Origin of the sequence: Pseudoalteromonas spongiae UST010723-006, assembly GCF_000238255.3 — a bacterium.
GTDB lineage: Bacteria > Pseudomonadota > Gammaproteobacteria > Enterobacterales > Alteromonadaceae > Pseudoalteromonas > Pseudoalteromonas spongiae.
The window spans coordinates 1,564,404-1,581,185 of the sequence record NZ_CP011040.1; the positions used below are offsets into that span (position 1 = coordinate 1,564,404).

Annotated in this window: 16 protein-coding genes; 5 read left to right on the plus strand and 11 right to left on the minus strand. The window is 40.7% G+C overall.

Annotated features, from left to right (window positions below):
* Positions 1 to 25: 25 nt before the first annotated feature.
* Positions 26 to 565, plus strand: coding sequence for a helix-turn-helix domain-containing protein (locus PSPO_RS21360; protein ID WP_010558479.1), 540 nt, complete (start codon positions 26 to 28; stop codon positions 563 to 565).
* Positions 566 to 627: 62 nt separating this feature from the next.
* Here PSPO_RS21360 and cueR read toward each other — a convergent pair whose 3' ends face one another.
* Both cueR and PSPO_RS21370 read right to left on the minus strand, forming a co-directional pair.
* The gene (gene cueR, locus PSPO_RS21365) at positions 628 to 1,038 is read right to left on the minus strand and encodes a Cu(I)-responsive transcriptional regulator (protein WP_010558478.1); all 411 of its coding nucleotides are present in this window, start codon (positions 1,036 to 1,038) and stop codon (positions 628 to 630) included.
* 5 nt (positions 1,039 to 1,043) lie between these two features.
* On the minus strand, positions 1,044 to 3,425 hold the full coding sequence (locus tag PSPO_RS21370) for a heavy metal translocating P-type ATPase (protein WP_021033046.1): 2,382 nt from the start codon (positions 3,423 to 3,425) through the stop codon (positions 1,044 to 1,046).
* Between the two features lie 166 nt (positions 3,426 to 3,591).
* Here PSPO_RS21370 and PSPO_RS22040 point away from each other — a divergent pair, with 166 nt between their 5' ends.
* Positions 3,592 to 3,807, plus strand: coding sequence for a heavy-metal-associated domain-containing protein (locus PSPO_RS22040; protein ID WP_010558476.1), 216 nt, complete (start codon positions 3,592 to 3,594; stop codon positions 3,805 to 3,807).
* A gap of 155 nt (positions 3,808 to 3,962) precedes the next feature.
* On the opposite strand, the gene PSPO_RS21380 is transcribed toward PSPO_RS22040, so the two are convergent.
* From PSPO_RS21380 to PSPO_RS21390, 3 genes are all read right to left on the minus strand, one after another.
* Entirely contained in the window at positions 3,963 to 6,263 is a 2,301-nt protein-coding gene (locus PSPO_RS21380) for a response regulator (protein WP_010558475.1), read from the minus strand.
* Positions 6,260 to 7,273, minus strand: a complete 1,014-nt coding sequence (locus tag PSPO_RS21385; RefSeq protein WP_010558474.1) for a cytochrome-c peroxidase — start codon at positions 7,271 to 7,273, stop codon at positions 6,260 to 6,262. The genes PSPO_RS21380 and PSPO_RS21385 overlap by 4 nt, the downstream gene beginning before the upstream one ends.
* Positions 7,274 to 7,589: 316 nt before the next feature.
* The gene (locus PSPO_RS21390; protein WP_010558473.1) at positions 7,590 to 8,816 is read right to left on the minus strand and encodes an endonuclease/exonuclease/phosphatase family protein; all 1,227 of its coding nucleotides are present in this window, start codon (positions 8,814 to 8,816) and stop codon (positions 7,590 to 7,592) included.
* Between the two features lie 492 nt (positions 8,817 to 9,308).
* Between PSPO_RS21390 and PSPO_RS21400 the strand changes: the two genes are divergently transcribed.
* Positions 9,309 to 9,761: a hypothetical protein gene (locus tag PSPO_RS21400; RefSeq protein ID WP_148665307.1), complete on the plus strand. Its 453-nt coding sequence runs from the start codon at positions 9,309 to 9,311 to the stop codon at positions 9,759 to 9,761.
* Positions 9,762 to 9,772: 11 nt separating this feature from the next.
* Positions 9,773 to 10,096, plus strand: coding sequence for a hypothetical protein (locus tag PSPO_RS21405; RefSeq protein WP_010558470.1), 324 nt, complete (start codon positions 9,773 to 9,775; stop codon positions 10,094 to 10,096).
* A gap of 65 nt (positions 10,097 to 10,161) precedes the next feature.
* Here the strand turns inward: PSPO_RS21405 and PSPO_RS21410 are convergent, their stop codons facing one another.
* Positions 10,162 to 11,268, minus strand: a complete 1,107-nt coding sequence (locus tag PSPO_RS21410) for an FAD-dependent oxidoreductase (RefSeq protein WP_010558469.1) — start codon at positions 11,266 to 11,268, stop codon at positions 10,162 to 10,164.
* A 101-nt stretch (positions 11,269 to 11,369) separates the two neighbouring features.
* Here PSPO_RS21410 and PSPO_RS21415 point away from each other — a divergent pair, with 101 nt between their 5' ends.
* Positions 11,370 to 12,269 (plus strand): LysR family transcriptional regulator, encoded by a 900-nt coding sequence (locus PSPO_RS21415; RefSeq protein WP_040642158.1) that lies wholly within the window; start codon positions 11,370 to 11,372, stop codon positions 12,267 to 12,269.
* Positions 12,270 to 12,511: 242 nt separating this feature from the next.
* Here PSPO_RS21415 and PSPO_RS21420 read toward each other — a convergent pair whose 3' ends face one another.
* The 5 genes from PSPO_RS21420 to PSPO_RS21440 form a co-directional block, all read right to left on the minus strand.
* Entirely contained in the window at positions 12,512 to 12,976 is a 465-nt protein-coding gene (locus tag PSPO_RS21420; RefSeq protein ID WP_010558467.1) for an Sbal_3080 family lipoprotein, read from the minus strand.
* A gap of 403 nt (positions 12,977 to 13,379) precedes the next feature.
* Positions 13,380 to 14,852 carry a sensor domain-containing diguanylate cyclase gene (locus PSPO_RS21425; RefSeq protein ID WP_010558466.1) on the minus strand — a complete coding sequence of 491 codons (1,473 nt, stop codon included), beginning with the start codon at positions 14,850 to 14,852 and terminating at the stop codon, positions 13,380 to 13,382.
* Between the two features lie 172 nt (positions 14,853 to 15,024).
* Positions 15,025 to 15,243 (minus strand): DUF6500 family protein, encoded by a 219-nt coding sequence (locus PSPO_RS21430; RefSeq protein ID WP_010558465.1) that lies wholly within the window; start codon positions 15,241 to 15,243, stop codon positions 15,025 to 15,027.
* Positions 15,244 to 15,305: 62 nt separating this feature from the next.
* A complete protein-coding gene (locus PSPO_RS21815) occupies positions 15,306 to 16,286 on the minus strand; it encodes a nucleotidyltransferase family protein (RefSeq protein WP_010558464.1) in 981 nt (326 codons plus the stop codon).
* Positions 16,279 to 16,695: a GFA family protein gene (locus PSPO_RS21440; protein ID WP_010558463.1), complete on the minus strand. Its 417-nt coding sequence runs from the start codon at positions 16,693 to 16,695 to the stop codon at positions 16,279 to 16,281. The genes PSPO_RS21815 and PSPO_RS21440 overlap by 8 nt, the downstream gene beginning before the upstream one ends.
* Positions 16,696 to 16,782 lie beyond the last annotated feature (87 nt).

The window sequence follows — 16,782 nt, forward strand, 5'->3', positions numbered from 1 at the left end:
TATAACGCACAACTGAGAAGTTACTATGAAAGATGCGATTTTTAGAGCCGAAATTGCCCAACATTTAAAAAGTGAACGTCAAAAGAAAGGGTTAAGCTTAGATAAAACCGCTAAGCTGACTGGTGTATCAAAAGCCATGCTTGGCCAAATTGAACGAGAAGAATCTAGCCCAACCATTGCCACGTTATGGAAAATTGCCAGTGGGTTAGAAACGTCATTTTCAGCATTTTTCGCAGATAAACCAGACTTGCGCGAAAGTGAGCGGGTATTCCCAGACGACCCGCGCATGAAAATAAATACCTTATTTGCGTTTCAACCAGACACAGGCATTGAAGTATTCGAGATCACCTTATCTGAGCGCCACCAGCAACTATCAAGTGCGCATAGTGCGGGCGTTATTGAGCATATTCACGTGATTGAAGGTGAATTACAGGTGTTTTTTGACCAACAATGGCATCTTTTAAAACAAGGCGACAGCATTCGTTTTTATAGCGATCAACCGCACGGTTATGAAGCACTAAGCGAAACCGCGGTTTTTCACAATATTATTAGTTACCCTAAGTAAACTTAGTGTGTGTATGTCGCTAAAAGTCATAAATAAGCACATTTTTAGCGACATTTAACACCTTATTGCTCGCTTGATTGACACAAGCCATCAAGAATTGGGCAATCGGTACTTTCGTCACCACTACAGTTATCTGCAAGTCGTTTTAGGGTTTCTTGCATTTGTTGCAGTTCGTTAATTTTCTGCTCGATATCGTCTAAATGATGCTGTGTTATCGCTTTCACCTCTCGGCTAGTGCGACTCGGGTTTTGCATTAAGTCGAGCAGCGATTGTATTTGCGCAAGCGAAAAACCCAACTTGCGCGCTCGTTTAATTACCGTTAACTGCTGCAATTGCTGTGCGTTATACAAGCGATAACCCGCCTCACTTCGCGTCGTTGAGCTTAATAAGCCGCTGGCTTCGTAATAACGGATCATTTTAGCGGTTAGTCCGCTGCGCTTTGCCGCTTCACCTATGGTGATTAAGGTGCTCATTTTATTTATGCCTTTGGTTGCCAACGCTGCAACAGCAGCGCATTACTAATTACCAACAAACTACTGGCCGCCATCGCGCCACCAGCAATAATAGGATTGAGATAACCCAATGCTGCCAATGGAATACCAATCACATTAAAAACAAACGCCCAAAATAAGTTTTGTTTAATTTTGCGATAAGTGAGTTTTGCCATGGTTAATGCCGACGCCACTAAGCTCGGCTCACCGCGCATTAATGTGATAGCCGAGGCACTGACTGCCACATCGGTGCCTGTCGCCATAGCAATACCAAGATCGGACTGTGCCAGCGCCGGCGCGTCATTAATACCATCACCCACCATAGCAACCGTGTAACCCTGCTGCTGTGCTTGAGCTATGTACTGGGCTTTATGTTCAGGCAATACCTGCGCTTGATATTCGTCCAGCCCTAACCGCTCGGCAATATATTCCGCGCTGGTTTGACTATCGCCAGTTAACATTGCCACTTTAATGCCTTGTTGTTTTAACTGAATTACCGCGCTGGCCGCATGTACTTTCGGCGCATCGCTAAAATAAAACAGCGCGAGTACTTTTGCTTGTTCGTTCGGCGATTGACTTACTAACCAAGATAACGATGCACCCGGTATTTGAGTCGGTAAATCAGGCAATGAGATTGTAAGCTCTTGCATCCAAAACGTACTACCAAGGTAAACCGTATTTTGCTGATAACTCGCTTTAACCCCTCGCCCTGCAACAACTTTAAAATCAGATACTGGTAAATAGTCGAGTTGCTGCGCAGCCGCTTTATCAACAATCGCTTTTGCTAACGGGTGTTCGCTATATTGCTGAAGTGATGTGGCTAATTGCAATGCATCTTGTTGCGTGGCATTAAAAGCATGCATTTCACTTAGTTCTGGCTTACCTACTGTGAGAGTGCCAGTTTTATCAAAAATCACCATATCGATACTGGTTGCTTGTTCCAGCGCCCGGGCATCTTTTACTAAAATGCCAAATCGTGCAGCCGTGCCAGTACCCGCCATAATTGCCGCAGGCGTTGCTAAACCTAAGGCACACGGGCAAGCAATAACCAAAACTGCTACGGCGTTCAAAATACCCGTTGTCCAATCACCTGTGCCGATTCCAAAGGCAAGCAAGGTGATCAGTGCAACCACCAGCACAACAGGCACAAATATCGCACTTACTTTATCAACTAAGGCTTGAACCGGCGCTTTTGCGCCCTGTGCTTGTTCAACTAAACGAATAATTTTGGCCAGTGTTGATTCTGCGCCAACGCTCGTGGCGTTAACTTCCAAAACACCATCTAAATTAACCGAGCCACCGGTTACTTTGTCTGATTCGGTTTTATAAACGGGCACGCTTTCACCGCTGATAAGCGCTTCATCAATTTGTGACTGGCCACTTAGCACCACACCATCTACCGGCACGCGTTCGCCTGGCTTAATTTTGATGCGCTCACCGCTTTTTACATGTGATACAGCGACACTTTGCCAAGTATTGTTACGCCAAACGGTTGCTGTAGTTGGTTTTAGATTTTCTAATGCCTTTAATGCACTGGTTGTACGGCGCTTAGCGCGATGTTCAAGGTACTTACCGAGCAATACTAAACTCAGCACCGCACTGCTGCTTTCAAAATACAAATGGGGTTGACCGTGCTCAGCGCTGAATGACCACCACAAGTAAAGCGATAATCCATAGGCGGCGCTGGTGCCAATAGCAACAAGCAAGTCCATATTACCAACACCCGCTTTTAATGCGCCCCATCCCGCACGATAAAAACGGGCACCAAAGTAAAACTGAATAGGCGTTGCTAACGCCCATTGCACCCAAGCGGGTGGCATCCAATGAAAATTAAATAACAAGCCAAACATTGGCAATAGCATGGGTAGCGTTAATGCCATCGAGGCGGCAGGTGCAAACCACTCTCTACGATAAATTGGCAGATTTTCACTGGTATTTTGCTGCTCGTTTGGCGTTACTGATTCTGACTCAACTAGCGTATAACCAGCTTCGCTAATAACATGTGAAAGTTCGTCAAAAGCAGGTTCAGATAATACGGTAAGCGTGAGCTTTTCTGTTGCTAAATTAACGTTGGCGTTAATAACTTGCGGTAATGAATATGCAGCCTTTTCAATGCGACCAATACAAGAAGCGCACCCCATACCTGTAACTTGGTAATGAACTTCACGCGTCTCTACGCCGTAGCCCGCATTTTTTACGGCTTGCACAACGTCAGCTAAATTAGCATCACCTTCAACACTAACACTTTCGCTTGCTAGGTTAACGCTCGCCTTAGTCACTCCGGTTATTTTATTTAGCGCGTTTTCTACGCGACCAACACAGGAAGCGCATGACATACCAGACACACTAAATTGTATGCGTTTATCCATTTTAATCTCCGCTTTGACGTTTTTGTCGAGATATCACTTTAATCCTTACCACGATGGTAAGGTCAAATAGTATTTTTGTTAACCTTAAAGGTGGGCCTTGGAGTTGTTGACCTTACCACCAGCGTAACCTTTAGGGTGTGGTGTTTTTAAATAAAGGAAGCAAAACATGCTAAAGCTGACCATTGACGCAATGACCTGTAATCATTGCGCAAACACAATAAAAAGTGCAATTAAAGCGCTGGATAGATGCGCTTTAATCGACATAAATTTGGCTGATAATGAAATTAAAATCGCGAGTATGCGGACAAAACACGATCTAATCACAACAGTGGAAAGAATTGGCTATCGTATAAATAAGGTTAATGGGGAAGTTGTAACCTAAATAACGTGGAATCAAATTAAACAGCTAACGCCAAGCGCTTGGCCGCATAAATTCGAACTTGTTATCTCGCTGACTTATCTTGTAGCTGATGCGCTTACGATAGTACGCATATTTAAATTTAAAACAATAACATACTGTCATCAACAAATAGCATATCATGGCAATTTTGATTCTCGATGTTGTTCAATCAATGTGATTTGTGAGCCGATAACCTCTTGCATCTGTTCTTTTACATACGGCTTAGATAAGTGCGCATTCATGCCGATAGCTAAATACTTCTCAACTTCAGCCTCCGTTACATTTGCAGTAAGCGCTATAATTGGTAGGGCTTCCTTACTGTAAGAGTTACGTAAAATTTTAGTTGCCTCGATGCCATCCAAAATAGGCATTTGAATATCCATTAATATGATATCAAAAGAATTATTACTAATAATATCAATCGCCTGCTGACCGTTTTCAGCAATCTCAAAATAATAACCAAACCCTTTTAGAATTGTACTCGCAATCGTTTGATTAATTTTATTATCTTCAACTAATAGCACTCGAATATTTGAATTATTTCTGCAAGGTAATTTAGCTTTATTATCGACCTCGGACTGTAATTTAGTTGATATTAACTTGTACAAACGACGACGCGTAATCGGTTTTGCAATGAAATCTAAATCTAGTGGTACATCGTGTAATTGCTTTTGTAAAAAGACAGTGTCAAACGCACTGAAAACAATAACTTTTGAAGGACAAGCTTCAAGTTTACTTAAGTAGTTGAGCAGCGGTATGCAGGTTTCTTTACCCAACTGATAGTCTACCATAGCGATTTCAAAGGCTTGCTCGTTAACAATCGTCATAGCTTCAGCAAGCGAAGTAACAACTGTTACGTGTAGATTCCAGCTTGCAAGCATATCCTTGATAATTGAACCAGTCGTTTCATTGTCTTCAACACATAGCACCCGCTTTCCACCAAAATCTGAAGAGGGCTTTTCTACTTCATCGGCAGATTGAATTATTAGCGGTAGCTCAACCGAAAACGTACTGCCCTTAGAGATTCGACTTTCTACACTGATTGTGCCTCCCATCAATTCAACTAAGAGTTTACTAATTGATAGTCCAAGTCCTGTACCGCCGTATTTTCGTGTTGTTGAAGTGTCGGCTTGAGAAAATCGCTGAAACAAACGTGACATTTGTTCCTCAGATAAGCCAATGCCAGTATCGATAACCTGATAGCAAAACCATGTTTTGTCCCCCTTTTGTTGATGGCGTACCCGCAAAATAACGTGGCCTTGCTCTGTGAACTTTAACGCATTTGATAACAGGTTAATTAACACCTGACTTATGCGCACGGGGTCTCCTTTTAAGTTGGCGGGAAGCGATGGCGAAATATCAAATATAAGCTCAACTTGTTTTTTACTGTCGCCCTGACTCAACAAAGCATCAATGTTGGCAATTAAACTGTCATGGCAAAAGCTAACTTGCTCTATCGTAAGTTTACCTGACTCTATTTTTGAAAAGTCCAAAATGTCATTGATGATTGTGAGCAGTGACTGAGCCGAAAAATGAAGTTTCTCAAGGTAGTCTTTTTGTGTATGTGTTAAGTTCGTTGCTAAACAGAGCTCTGTTAAACCAATAATGCCAGTCATCGGCGTTCGGATCTCATGTGACATATTTGCCAAAAACTGTGCTTTTACATTAGCCGCATGTTGATGCTTTTCAGACTCAATAATGATTTGTTTTTTTTGTCTTACTAAAACGATAATTAGTAAACCGATTAACGCTGCAAATGCGCTAAAAGAGAAATACAAAAATTGTAATTCACTACGATTCAATAAGCTTGTTTGCTCTCTGAAGCTGCTAGAAAGTTTTTCATTAATTTTTAAATCAGTAACATTGCGTTTTAATTGAGTCGCTTTTACAACGTTATCTACTATAAAGCTTAAGTGCTGCTCCACTAAGTACCAATCAGCTGAAGACTCTGGTATCTGGTTAATTTTATCTTTCAAGTCAGATAATTGCGACAACACCTGCGGGTTACTTTCAACAAGAAAATTTAAAAACGTTTTCGTGAGTTTTAGTTGTATCTCTGTTGCTTGTCCATTCCCAATAAAGTTACTACGAACAATCGTTCGCTTTGATGTTTTTAACATACTAACAAGCTGCACATACTGACTACTTTGGACTAAATATTCTTGCAATTCTTGCTTTATCGACACATTGCTTTGAATTAACGCCATTAGCATTTCAACTTTTTGCTGCAACTGAGCATACTTATCGTAATGTAAGGTCGAGGTTAAATTAGTTGAAACAACTTCATTTTGGTACTGTGGCACGTATGTCTCTAACGACTGCAGCACCTCTACTTCATGCACTAACTCTTTAGAAACAAAAGATTGATTAACCGCTAATAAACTAAAAAACAAACACGTAATTAAAGCGATAGATTCAGGAACAAAACTCGATTTCATAGTGTGCTTTCCGTTGCCAATTGACCACTAAAACTTTCCAGTAACGCCTTAATATCTTCTATATCTTGTTGTGATATTTTTCGGCCTAGTTGAGTTTCAGCCATAATTGAAATTGCCTCTTCAATTGTCTCTACTGAGCCATCATGAAAATACGGAGCAGTGTGCATTACATTGCGCAAACTAGGCACTTTGAAAACATGTTTATCTGCCTCATTATGCGTAACTAAGTATCGACCGTAATCCAGTGACAAATTTTTGGGCATATGTTTAATACGACCCAGTTTTTGAAATACATTTCCACCTATGTTTTTCCCCTGATGACAAGTTATGCACCCAAAATCAACAAATTTAGAAAGCCCTCTTACTTGTTGAGTGCTGAGCGCAGACTGATCTCCAAGAAGGTAGCGATCGATCGGACTGTTTGGCGTGATCAAGCTTTTTTCATATAGAACGATGGCCTTTTTAACATGCTCAGGTGTGATTGCAGTGATAGCTAACTCTTCAAACGCATACTGAAACATTTCATCGCGAGATAGTTTTTCAATGATGTCAGCCCAGTTTGTGCCCATTTCAACCGGATTATGAATTGGCCCATCAATTTGTTCTTCAAGAGTAATTGAGCGGCCATCCCAAAACTGACGGAAATTAAAAGCCGAATTTAGAACTGTTGGAGAGTTTCGTATGCCAACTTTGCTCCCAACACCTGAAGAAACAGAGAAACCATCGTCTCCACCATAGTCAACCATATGACAGGATGCACAAGAGACAGTATTGTCTTTCGACAATAAAGGACTATGAAATAACGCTTTACCTAAACTAACCCAACGTTTATCGATGTATTTTATCGAAGGGATCGGTTGTAATGGGTGGTTAACACTATATGTTTCATAAACCACCTCATCTTCTTGTGTTGTAGCCGTTTTAGCTCGACTCTTATAAAAATAAAAGCCTGCTGTAGTCAACGCTACGCATAAAATCCCAGTGATAATTTTGGTGTAGTAGTAGCTCACCGTTCCCTATCCTCCTGATAGTTAGCATCATAAGTATAGACAACATTTAATAACGGTAAGTAAAACACAAACTTGTGACTGAAATATTTTAGCCAAGCCCCGCTCAAATTGGTTCATTTGAGTGTTTCTTGTCACTTCAAGGAAATTGCTAAATAAATCTCCTTATTAGGATTTGTTGAAATTTAAAACGCAATTTTTGTTTTTTGAGCTTTTTGGTGGCGTGACCGAAAAATCACCGAATAATCGATATCGCCCACCCGCTCACCTTTGCACTAAAGCTAGTATGGAAACCAACACATAAGGGAGTAAGTTCTGGCTAATTCTTACAGCCAGGCAAATCCCTTATTTTAACATCAACCCAAACTAAACGATGATCTGACGAGGCACTTCTATTGGCAACTAAATGTGCACCTTGTTTACCTTTTGCGGGCCAAAACACAGCGCTGTTTAACACCTTTAAATTTGCTGACGGCAACACATAGTCGGCACGCATTCCCCACCCTGCGGTATGTGTTGCAGCGTGTGTGTTTTCAAGTTTATTTTGCAAGCCACCTTCTGATTTTGGCGCGCCATAGTGATTAACATCTGGGTGAAACAATAATTGATTAATCGCATTTGGGTGCGCATCACCTTCCACTGCGCTGGCGTTTAAATCGCCTAAAATCACAAACGACTCTGGACTAACGCCGCCATGGCGACCGTTATCATCATAAATGTAGTGATTGCTTGATGGGCTAATGTAATCTCGCCAAAAGCGGATTTCATCGTGATTGCGTTTTCCATTACGGTCTTCTTCGCCGTCAAATACTGGTGGTGTTGGGTGACTTGCCAGCACATGAATCGTGTTATCACAAACATTTACCGGCACATCCCAATGAGACTTAGACGACAAACGCATTATCGCGCGCTCGTCACTTGAGTACCATTGGCTGCCATTTGGGTTAACTGGCATCAAGTTATTCGGCATATCTTGCCAAAGAAAATGCTGAAAAGTGCGGACTTGCTCTGAAACGATGGGATATTTCGACAACAGTACCATGCCATACTGCCCAGCGTAACGGCCAAAACCAAAATGAGTAAGCTTAACAGCATCACCTTTTAATTCGGTTTTTACCCCTGTGTTTACGGGAGCAAGATACACATATGGGTAAGTAATTGGCGCTAACCCATTTTGCGATACTTCAAGGTATGCCGTCTTAAATAAATCAATGCCTTTTTCGCGCTTTGCAATGTAATCAAACTCGTTAAGTAAAATAATATCTGGGCGGGTACGTTGAATAATTTCAGCAATATTATTAATTTGTTGCTCGTTACCACTTGCTAGTGCTTGCGTAAGCGCATTTGCATTTAGGGTTGATTTTGTAGCTGATTGTTCGCTTGATTGGTAATTCGTGGCTTCCATACTGACATTAAATGTTGCAATGCGAAGCACTTTGTTCTCGTTGGTATTTTTAACATCTTGCTGCGGTGTTGGCACAGCACTGCAGCCCAACAGCATACCTAACACGGCAGCGCAACTAATGGCACGTAAATTAATATTCATACTCTTTAACAATGGCTGAATTTGGCTCGGAAAATAGCTTAGTTTCTAGTTAAGCGCAAACAAAGACGCTCAGCCACCAATAAACACTTCATCCGTTATAACAGGCTCAAATTAAGCCTTGTGTAACTTTCTTTTACATCTATAAAAACACAACAATGGCAATAAGTTATATAATTTGATGCTAGAGCGTGTTGACCTTTACTGTCTATTTCTGCAGCAGTTTGTTTGGCATGTAGACAAGACAGAGCGATTGTGGTGTAGTTATTCTACATAAATGAGTGGAAATACAGTATAAATGCCAAACAAGCGCTGCCTGTAGGGTTCAACCCAAACCATTGTGCTCTTTGTTGTCGCTTTTTGACTTAGCCCACTAAGTCTACAAAGCGACGCCGCGATCAAAACGGTTTGGATTTGAACAGAATTTAGACCATAAAAGTCAACACGCTCTAATAATAAAAATAGGCTTTGCACAAATAAATTGTCATTCTACATATGAAAAAATTAATCCTCTGTTTACCCCTTGTTTTACCCAATATTGCGATGAGTTGCCCTACCTTGACCGGAACATGGGCATCATCCAGCGAAAAGTTCGAATCATTCAATAAAAAGTGGGCCAATGTTGACGGCAATGCGTGGGCTTTTATGACCCAAACTCAAGGTAAAGAAGTCATAACATTCAATAACAAACAGGAAATGCGCATCAACACCCCTGATATTGAAATCAAAATGGGCGAAAAAACCATGACGATGCCAGCAAAAGAAGAACGTATAAACTACTCAATTTTAGGATGTACCGATAGCAGCATTGTTTTACAGTTTGACCGATACGGTAAAACACAGATATCACAGCTCCATTTCGCAAACGAAACCACTTACTGGGAATATATGGGAAACTCACAAAATGATGGCAATAGCCACATACGCGAGTATTACACTAAACGTTAACGTTGCAACCCATGAAAAAAATCGCCACTTACACCGACACACAAAGAAAAGAAGTGCTTTACTTTGCAATTAACCAAAGCAATGTGGCAAAACCTTTTGTGCTTGGCGGCTATACTAACGATCCCAACTTGCCTCCGATTGCACAAACCGGAGGCGCCAGGTCATTTGGTTTAAGTGAGTTAGATAGTGCTGTTGGTCCAGGAGGACTAAGCTGGCGCGATTTTTTAAGCAAAATAGGATGCAGTTGGGGCATACCTATTATTGAAAAAGCGAAACAGGAACAGAGCACACACTATGCCTTGGAAACCTTTATTAAACGAGCTTTAATACCTTAATATCTTTATTAATACGCTACAAAATATACCTAAACACTTAAAAACCTTACTTTTAAAAACCTCAATCAAAGCCCCTTCATCCAAAATTGACTTAACTGCGTAGCTGAAATATTTGAGGGTGATTGCGGCTCTGTCTGCTCAACAAATATTTTTTGAGCGACTTGCCGACCAACGGTTTGAGCAGCTGTAGTTTTAGTGAACCTTTGTTGATAAAAGCGTGTAAGGGCATCATTCAACTCAACTTCTGGGTGCAAAAGTTGAATAAGATGCCATGCATCTTCTAGCGCCTGACATGCGCCTTGCCCTGATGTGGGTAAAGGAGCATGAGCGGCATCACCTATAATCACAACGTTATCGTGGTGCCAATATGGTAATGGCTCAATATCATGAACAAAAATACGGTTTAACGTTGCTTTATCAGTTGCGTTTAGCACACTTCGAACCAGCTTTGGCCAGTTTTTAAAACGGGCATTAACCTCTTTTTGCCAATCTGCCAAAGTCCGCTCTCTAGCTATTTCTGTATTCCATGCCGCAGCCCAATAACACCAACCTTGTTTAACGGGCACAATGCCGAACCGCTCTGCGTTATCACGAAAATCACAAATAGTATTAGATACGGAATCTTCGCTTAGCTTGCTAACACCAATAATATTTATAAAACCATGGTAACTGGGCGTTACAGTTTTTGGGTATAAAAACTGGCGCACCGCTGAGTTCATACGTCCATCAGCACCTACTACCAAATCAAATGTTTGTTTAAGGCTAACGATATCTTGCGATTTAATGGAACAACTCAAGCAAATAGTACCACCTAAATCAGTAAATGCTTTTACCAAAATCTTCATAAGATCGCGCCGTAATATGGTGACACTTGGAAAGCCACACAACAGGTTCACTTCTTCAATATCAAATTCACCTTGTTGTACACCATAATGATTAAAATGCCGCATATAATCGGGTTTTCCCCCAGCACGCGTTACTTCACTTTCTAGTCCTAGCTGCTGCAATACAAACATGGCATTTGGCCACAGGGTTACCCCCGCACCAATTGAGCACACTGAACTAGCGCGCTCGTATACTGTGACCTTGTAACCTCGTTTTGTGGCAAGTATCGCCAGTGCCAATCCCGCCACGCCTGCACCAACAATCGCAATTCGATTAATGTTATTCATTTTTCAATCTCTATAGTTAAATCGGAAACGATAATTACAAAATCAATAAATAGGATAAACATGCTAATATTGATTTGTTAATCCCATTATTTGAGTTAATAGTGATAGAAAAAATAGAGCTGCAATGGTTACTTAGCTTTCAGGTTGTTTATGAACAACTCAGTTTTAAGTTAGCGGCAGAACAACTAGAAATACCGACCTCGAATGTCAGTCGACATGTCGCCTTATTGGAGCAAAACCTCGGGTTACGATTGCTGGAGCGCACAACGCGAAAAATGATTTCAACTGCCGCTGGAAAACAGCTTTATCAGTCAATTACACCGCTTACCTGTGCGATAAATGATGCGTTGGAAGAAGTTTCTCAATTTGGCGATTCATTATCTGGGCACCTAAAGGTCGTGATGCCAGATCTTCCCTTTCTAGCTGAGATTATTGCGGATTTTTGTTTTGAGCATGCACAAATTAATCTCAGCTGCGATACCCACTTAAACCCGCAAGAAGGCTTGTTAGATGGCTACGATTTGGTGTTACGCTTTGGTCGTGGCGCATTAGAGGATTCCGGCTGGGTAGCTAAAGAAATTATTCGCTGGCCTAGCTGTGTGGTGGCGTCTCCTCGTTTGCTTGAGCATACCGCATTACCAAAGTCATTAAGCGATATGAGCAAAGTGCCGTGCATCACGTCGCTATCCGTACTGCAAGGTATGCCTTGGCGATTTAAAGGCGAGCAAACCATTCAGGTGCAATCAGATTACAAGGTCAATAGTGGTCACATGGCAAAAGCGGCGGCATTAAAAGGACTTGGCTTTGCGATATTGCCGATGCATGCGTGCCAAACAGAAATTGATAACGGTAGTCTTATCAAAATAGCGCTAAACTGCGAACCTGAAGATCTTGTTTTATATGCATTATACTCGGGAAGAAAGTACCCACTAGCAAAAGTAAAAGCATTTTTGGATCACCTAATTTCAGGGCTAAAAGAGCTCAATTTAACCACTAGCTAGTGGCAATAAACAGTGTATTGGTTTAGCTAAAATATCAAATGCAATAAAGACTAGCGAAAATAAAAAAGCGCTGAATTATCAGCGCTTTTTAAGAGCATCTTGTTAAATATTTCCCACTTTAACTATGGGAAGCGTACATTTATTTAAGCTAAAGCTGTTAAATCGCTAGCGCAATAAACAACAGCTATAGCCTAGTTTTTATTTACAACACAGACGATGCGCTATTGTATTTGTTTTTATAATTACGCTTTACAAATTAGCTTTTCAGCTTGTTTTGTATCGATTTTCTTAAACAGTAAATCCATTGATAGCGAAATACGTTCTGCAGCGTTACCGAACTTACCAAAACCACCACAACCAACAGTATCTACTCTTACGTTACCGATACGATTGTTTTTGTTGTATAAACTAATATCTGCATAACGCATGTAAGTTGTAATATCCCACGCCCAATTTGCTTGATATACAATAGCTTGGTCATACTCAAGTACATAATTTGGCGTTTCTACAACTTCAAATTGGTAACCTTGTTTTGTTAACCAACCAGTAATTGAGTCACGCACGCCATCACGTGTGCGTGTGTCGTCAATTACAGTAACGGTTTTATTGGTTTCAAGTGACGCTTGCTGTGAGTTTTGCACTACTGTCATACAACCAGAAAGTAGTAACGTAGAAGTAATAGCGACTGCTGATGCTAACTTTTTCATGAATTCAAAATCCTTTGAAATATTGAGAGGGGTGTTTATGGGCTTTTGAATTTTTGCGGGATTAAGTGAGTATTTACTACAAAGCGATGCTAAGTCAGTTTTGTATAAACCTTAGTTTAACCACTACAAAAACTACCAAGAAAGCCGTAAAGACCCTAAAGATTGTTTTTAAAAACACTTTATCAAGATAAAGTAACAGTATGATTTATATCACATTTAGTACTACTAATCCCAATAAATTATTAGTTTTATCTCAACAAACGTTAAACAAACTAAAATATCAAAGAGGCGAGAAAACTAAATTGCTAGATAGGCTCTAACCAAATTGATACTAAAATCCTGAAATATCTGCCACATCACATAGTAATGTCTTACCAAATGAGGTTTTCAGTAGGCGCAATTATCAGCAATATTGTACTTGATTGCGACCTTGGTTTTTTGCGATATAAAGCGCTTTATCTGCACGTTTAAGCATGGTTTCTAGCGTTTTATCATTTTGATCAAACGTACTCACGCCAATACTTAGAGTATATTGCACGGTTACATTATCCAATGTTACTTGCTGCTCTGACACGGCTTGGCGTATACGCTCTGCGAGCGAAATTGCTTCATCTTGCGTTGACATAGGCAAAAACACAACTAGTTCTTCGCCGCCAATTCGCCCAGTAATATCAGATTCACGGGTAAATTGCCGCAGTACATCTGCCGTGTTTTTTATCACTTCATCGCCCATCGCATGGCCGTATTTGTCATTGATTAGTTTAAATTTATCTAAATCTAATAACAGCAGCGCACATGATCCCGGATGGCGCAAATATTGGCTAAATAAATGATGGGCAGTTTTAAAAAAACCTCTGCGATTGTATAGTTCAGTAAGTGGATCGGTCACCGCCAGCTTAAGCGCCTTTTGTTTTTGATATTCTAATTGGCATGTGCGCTCTTCAACCCGTTGTTCTAGTAATCGGGTTAATTCTTCTTGCTCATCTTGCCTTTGATTAAACACAGCTTGCACCAAAAGCACCACCGCAAAAATAAACAAAAAGAAAAACTGCAAAGTGATTTCCGCATCGCCGGCATGATGTTCATAAAAATAGCCCCAACCTTGGTTACTACCAATCCAAGTAAGAAAAAACACCAACATATTCATACAGCTGGTTAAAGTTGATGACAAGCGCATAGCACAATACAAAAGCGGAAACAGTATTAGAGACGGCTGTAAAATAGGTAAATCTAAATGTGTGTAGCCAGGGCCAAAAATTAAATAACAGCATAACACTGTAATGGCGGTTATTAGCAAAGACTGCGTAACATTTTGGGTTGTCATTTTATGCGGCCAGCGTCGCCATAAAAAATAAAGTGCAGGGCTTATCGCAATTGCCGCAAGCGCGTTACTAATGCTCCAATTCAAAATGCCAAAAAATAAACCATCAAACCACTCAAGCCCAAGCACATAATAAATGCCTACACCAAAAATAGCCGAAACCATGCCCATTGCCACGCAGGCAAAAATAAACGTGCCAGCGACATTTTCGACTCTTTTTAATGGATTATGTAACACAATTTGCTTGTACATAATATTAAATGCACACAGTGCCGCTAGCGTATTTCCGGTTGATGTAGCTAGGTTTATAACAAGATGATTAAACGAGAATGGATCTAAATTATTGAGATAAAAATGATATAACACCGCCAGCATAGATCCCGCAGCAACGCCGAGCCATGCTTTACGCCCAAATAAAGTGACCGCAGCAAGCGCGACTCCCGCAGGCGGCCACGTAGAGAGAGTATGCAGTGCTTGCATCGTAAAAATAGCAAACAGCAAGTATATGCAGCAGGTAATTAGATTAAATTGCCAAGGCTTTAATACTGTTTTCATATTCTTGTTATTTAGCTCAAGTGGGCTGAACTAAATGCATCTCCCCTTGGACAACATAGAGCGTGTTGACCTTTACGATCTAAGTTCTATTCAAATGTTTAAAATCCATAATGAGTATTACGCTTGCGGGTTTCCAAAATACGTGTGTTAGCCTTACAAAATAGCTTTGTTCTTATTGCTCAGCTAGTACCATATTCTTAATTTTTGTCGCTTTTTCAAAATGATCAAGTTTATGTGTTTCAATCCACCACGTAGCTGCTTCCATTAAACGTTCAGGGTCGTCGTTTTTATTGGCAAAAAACGCGTAAAATGACACGCCTACGTTATCGCCTTTCGCTGCAATTTTTTTATCGCATACTGAAATTATTTTTTGCCTAAGTTCCGCTCTCATTAATACTTCTTCCTATTTATGGTTTAAAAACCAAGTTAAGCTGCACAAGCTGTAAACCCCGTTTACAGCTCTAATGTTAATTTAGGCCATTTTTCTTGCCACTTTTTGTTATTAAGTCGTGTTAAAAAAATAGCTTTATCACGTTTGGGATTATACCGCAGGCTTAAATTAAATAACGACTCAAAACCAAAACCCGAGATAAAGGTAAGCTGATTCATATGGTTTAGTTTCACCGCAACGGCGGTTTCTTTTTCAGGCCAGTAACGCATCGCATCCACCAAACAACGATAAGGGTTATCGTGATTTTTTATGTGCATTAACGCCTGATTTTTTACTTGCCAATTTACGTTTGGCATTAACTGAACTAAGCTTGCTTGATGATTTTTTGCAATATTGTGGTCTGTCTCGTTTTGGTCAAAGTAAATAACATCAACGTCATTTAAACCACTTAATTTAGTTTTCCCATGAAGTTTGTCCCACACCAAGTTACGTAAAAAACCAGCCGCAATATACGCACTTGGTATATTAAGTTGGCGTACCGCATTAAGTGCTGACATCCGAAGCGGGTCGTCTAACACATCGCGTTCAAGCAAGTGCTGGTAACTATGATCTCGAGGCCTTCGCATCAAATATTCGGCGTAGTCTTCACCTACAACTTGAAAACCCAACTTCAAATACAACCCATATGCCAGGTTTTGTTTGATTACACTCAGCGCTACATCGAGCTGCTGCACTTTGGCGTTTTCAATCATTAACGCCATAACTTGGCTACCAAGTTGCTTATTTTGAAAATCAGGGTGGATTTGTAATTGATAAATGTAACAACACCCAGTTTCAAGCTGATTAGCAAATTTGACCATACCAACAATGTTGCCATCGAAAACTATTAAGTGCGTTGCAGCAAATTGATAATTAACACGCGCTAAATGATCTTGCTCCGAACACGGCATACCCGCCTCAAGCAAATAGCTGTGCATGGTTAATTTTCGCAGCGATACTAGATAGTCAACATCGTTTTGTGTTGCTTTTTGTAGGCTAATCATTTGAATTTGCTGTGCCGTAGGCGTTTGGATGCTGCAACCCATCATCGCCAATCTCATCCCACGACGCTTTTGAATCAACCCAAATATGATGGCGTACTTTAAACTGCTCAGCACCATGAGTGATTAGCCCTACCGGAATAAACTTTCGTTCACTGTCGTTATCGCCCGGTAATTTAGAGCCGCACACAGCGCAAAACCATGTTTGCCAGTCGCTGTTTGGTTTTTTCCACGTTGCGATATGGTCTGCTCCGCTTTGCCATTTAAAGTCGGCATTAGCAACCACCAGCACACCAATACCATTTGTGCCTGTCGCCTTGCGGCAAATCGAACAGTGACACATGTAAATGTCTTTTACATCACGGGTTATTTCAAACTGCACCGCATTGCAATTACATGCCCCTTTAATCATCGCAACGACCTCAATCTGTGTTTTATCGTAATTATTTTCACTTTAAAGTAATTTAGGTAATGATCCTAGGGTCTGTTAATTTATCAA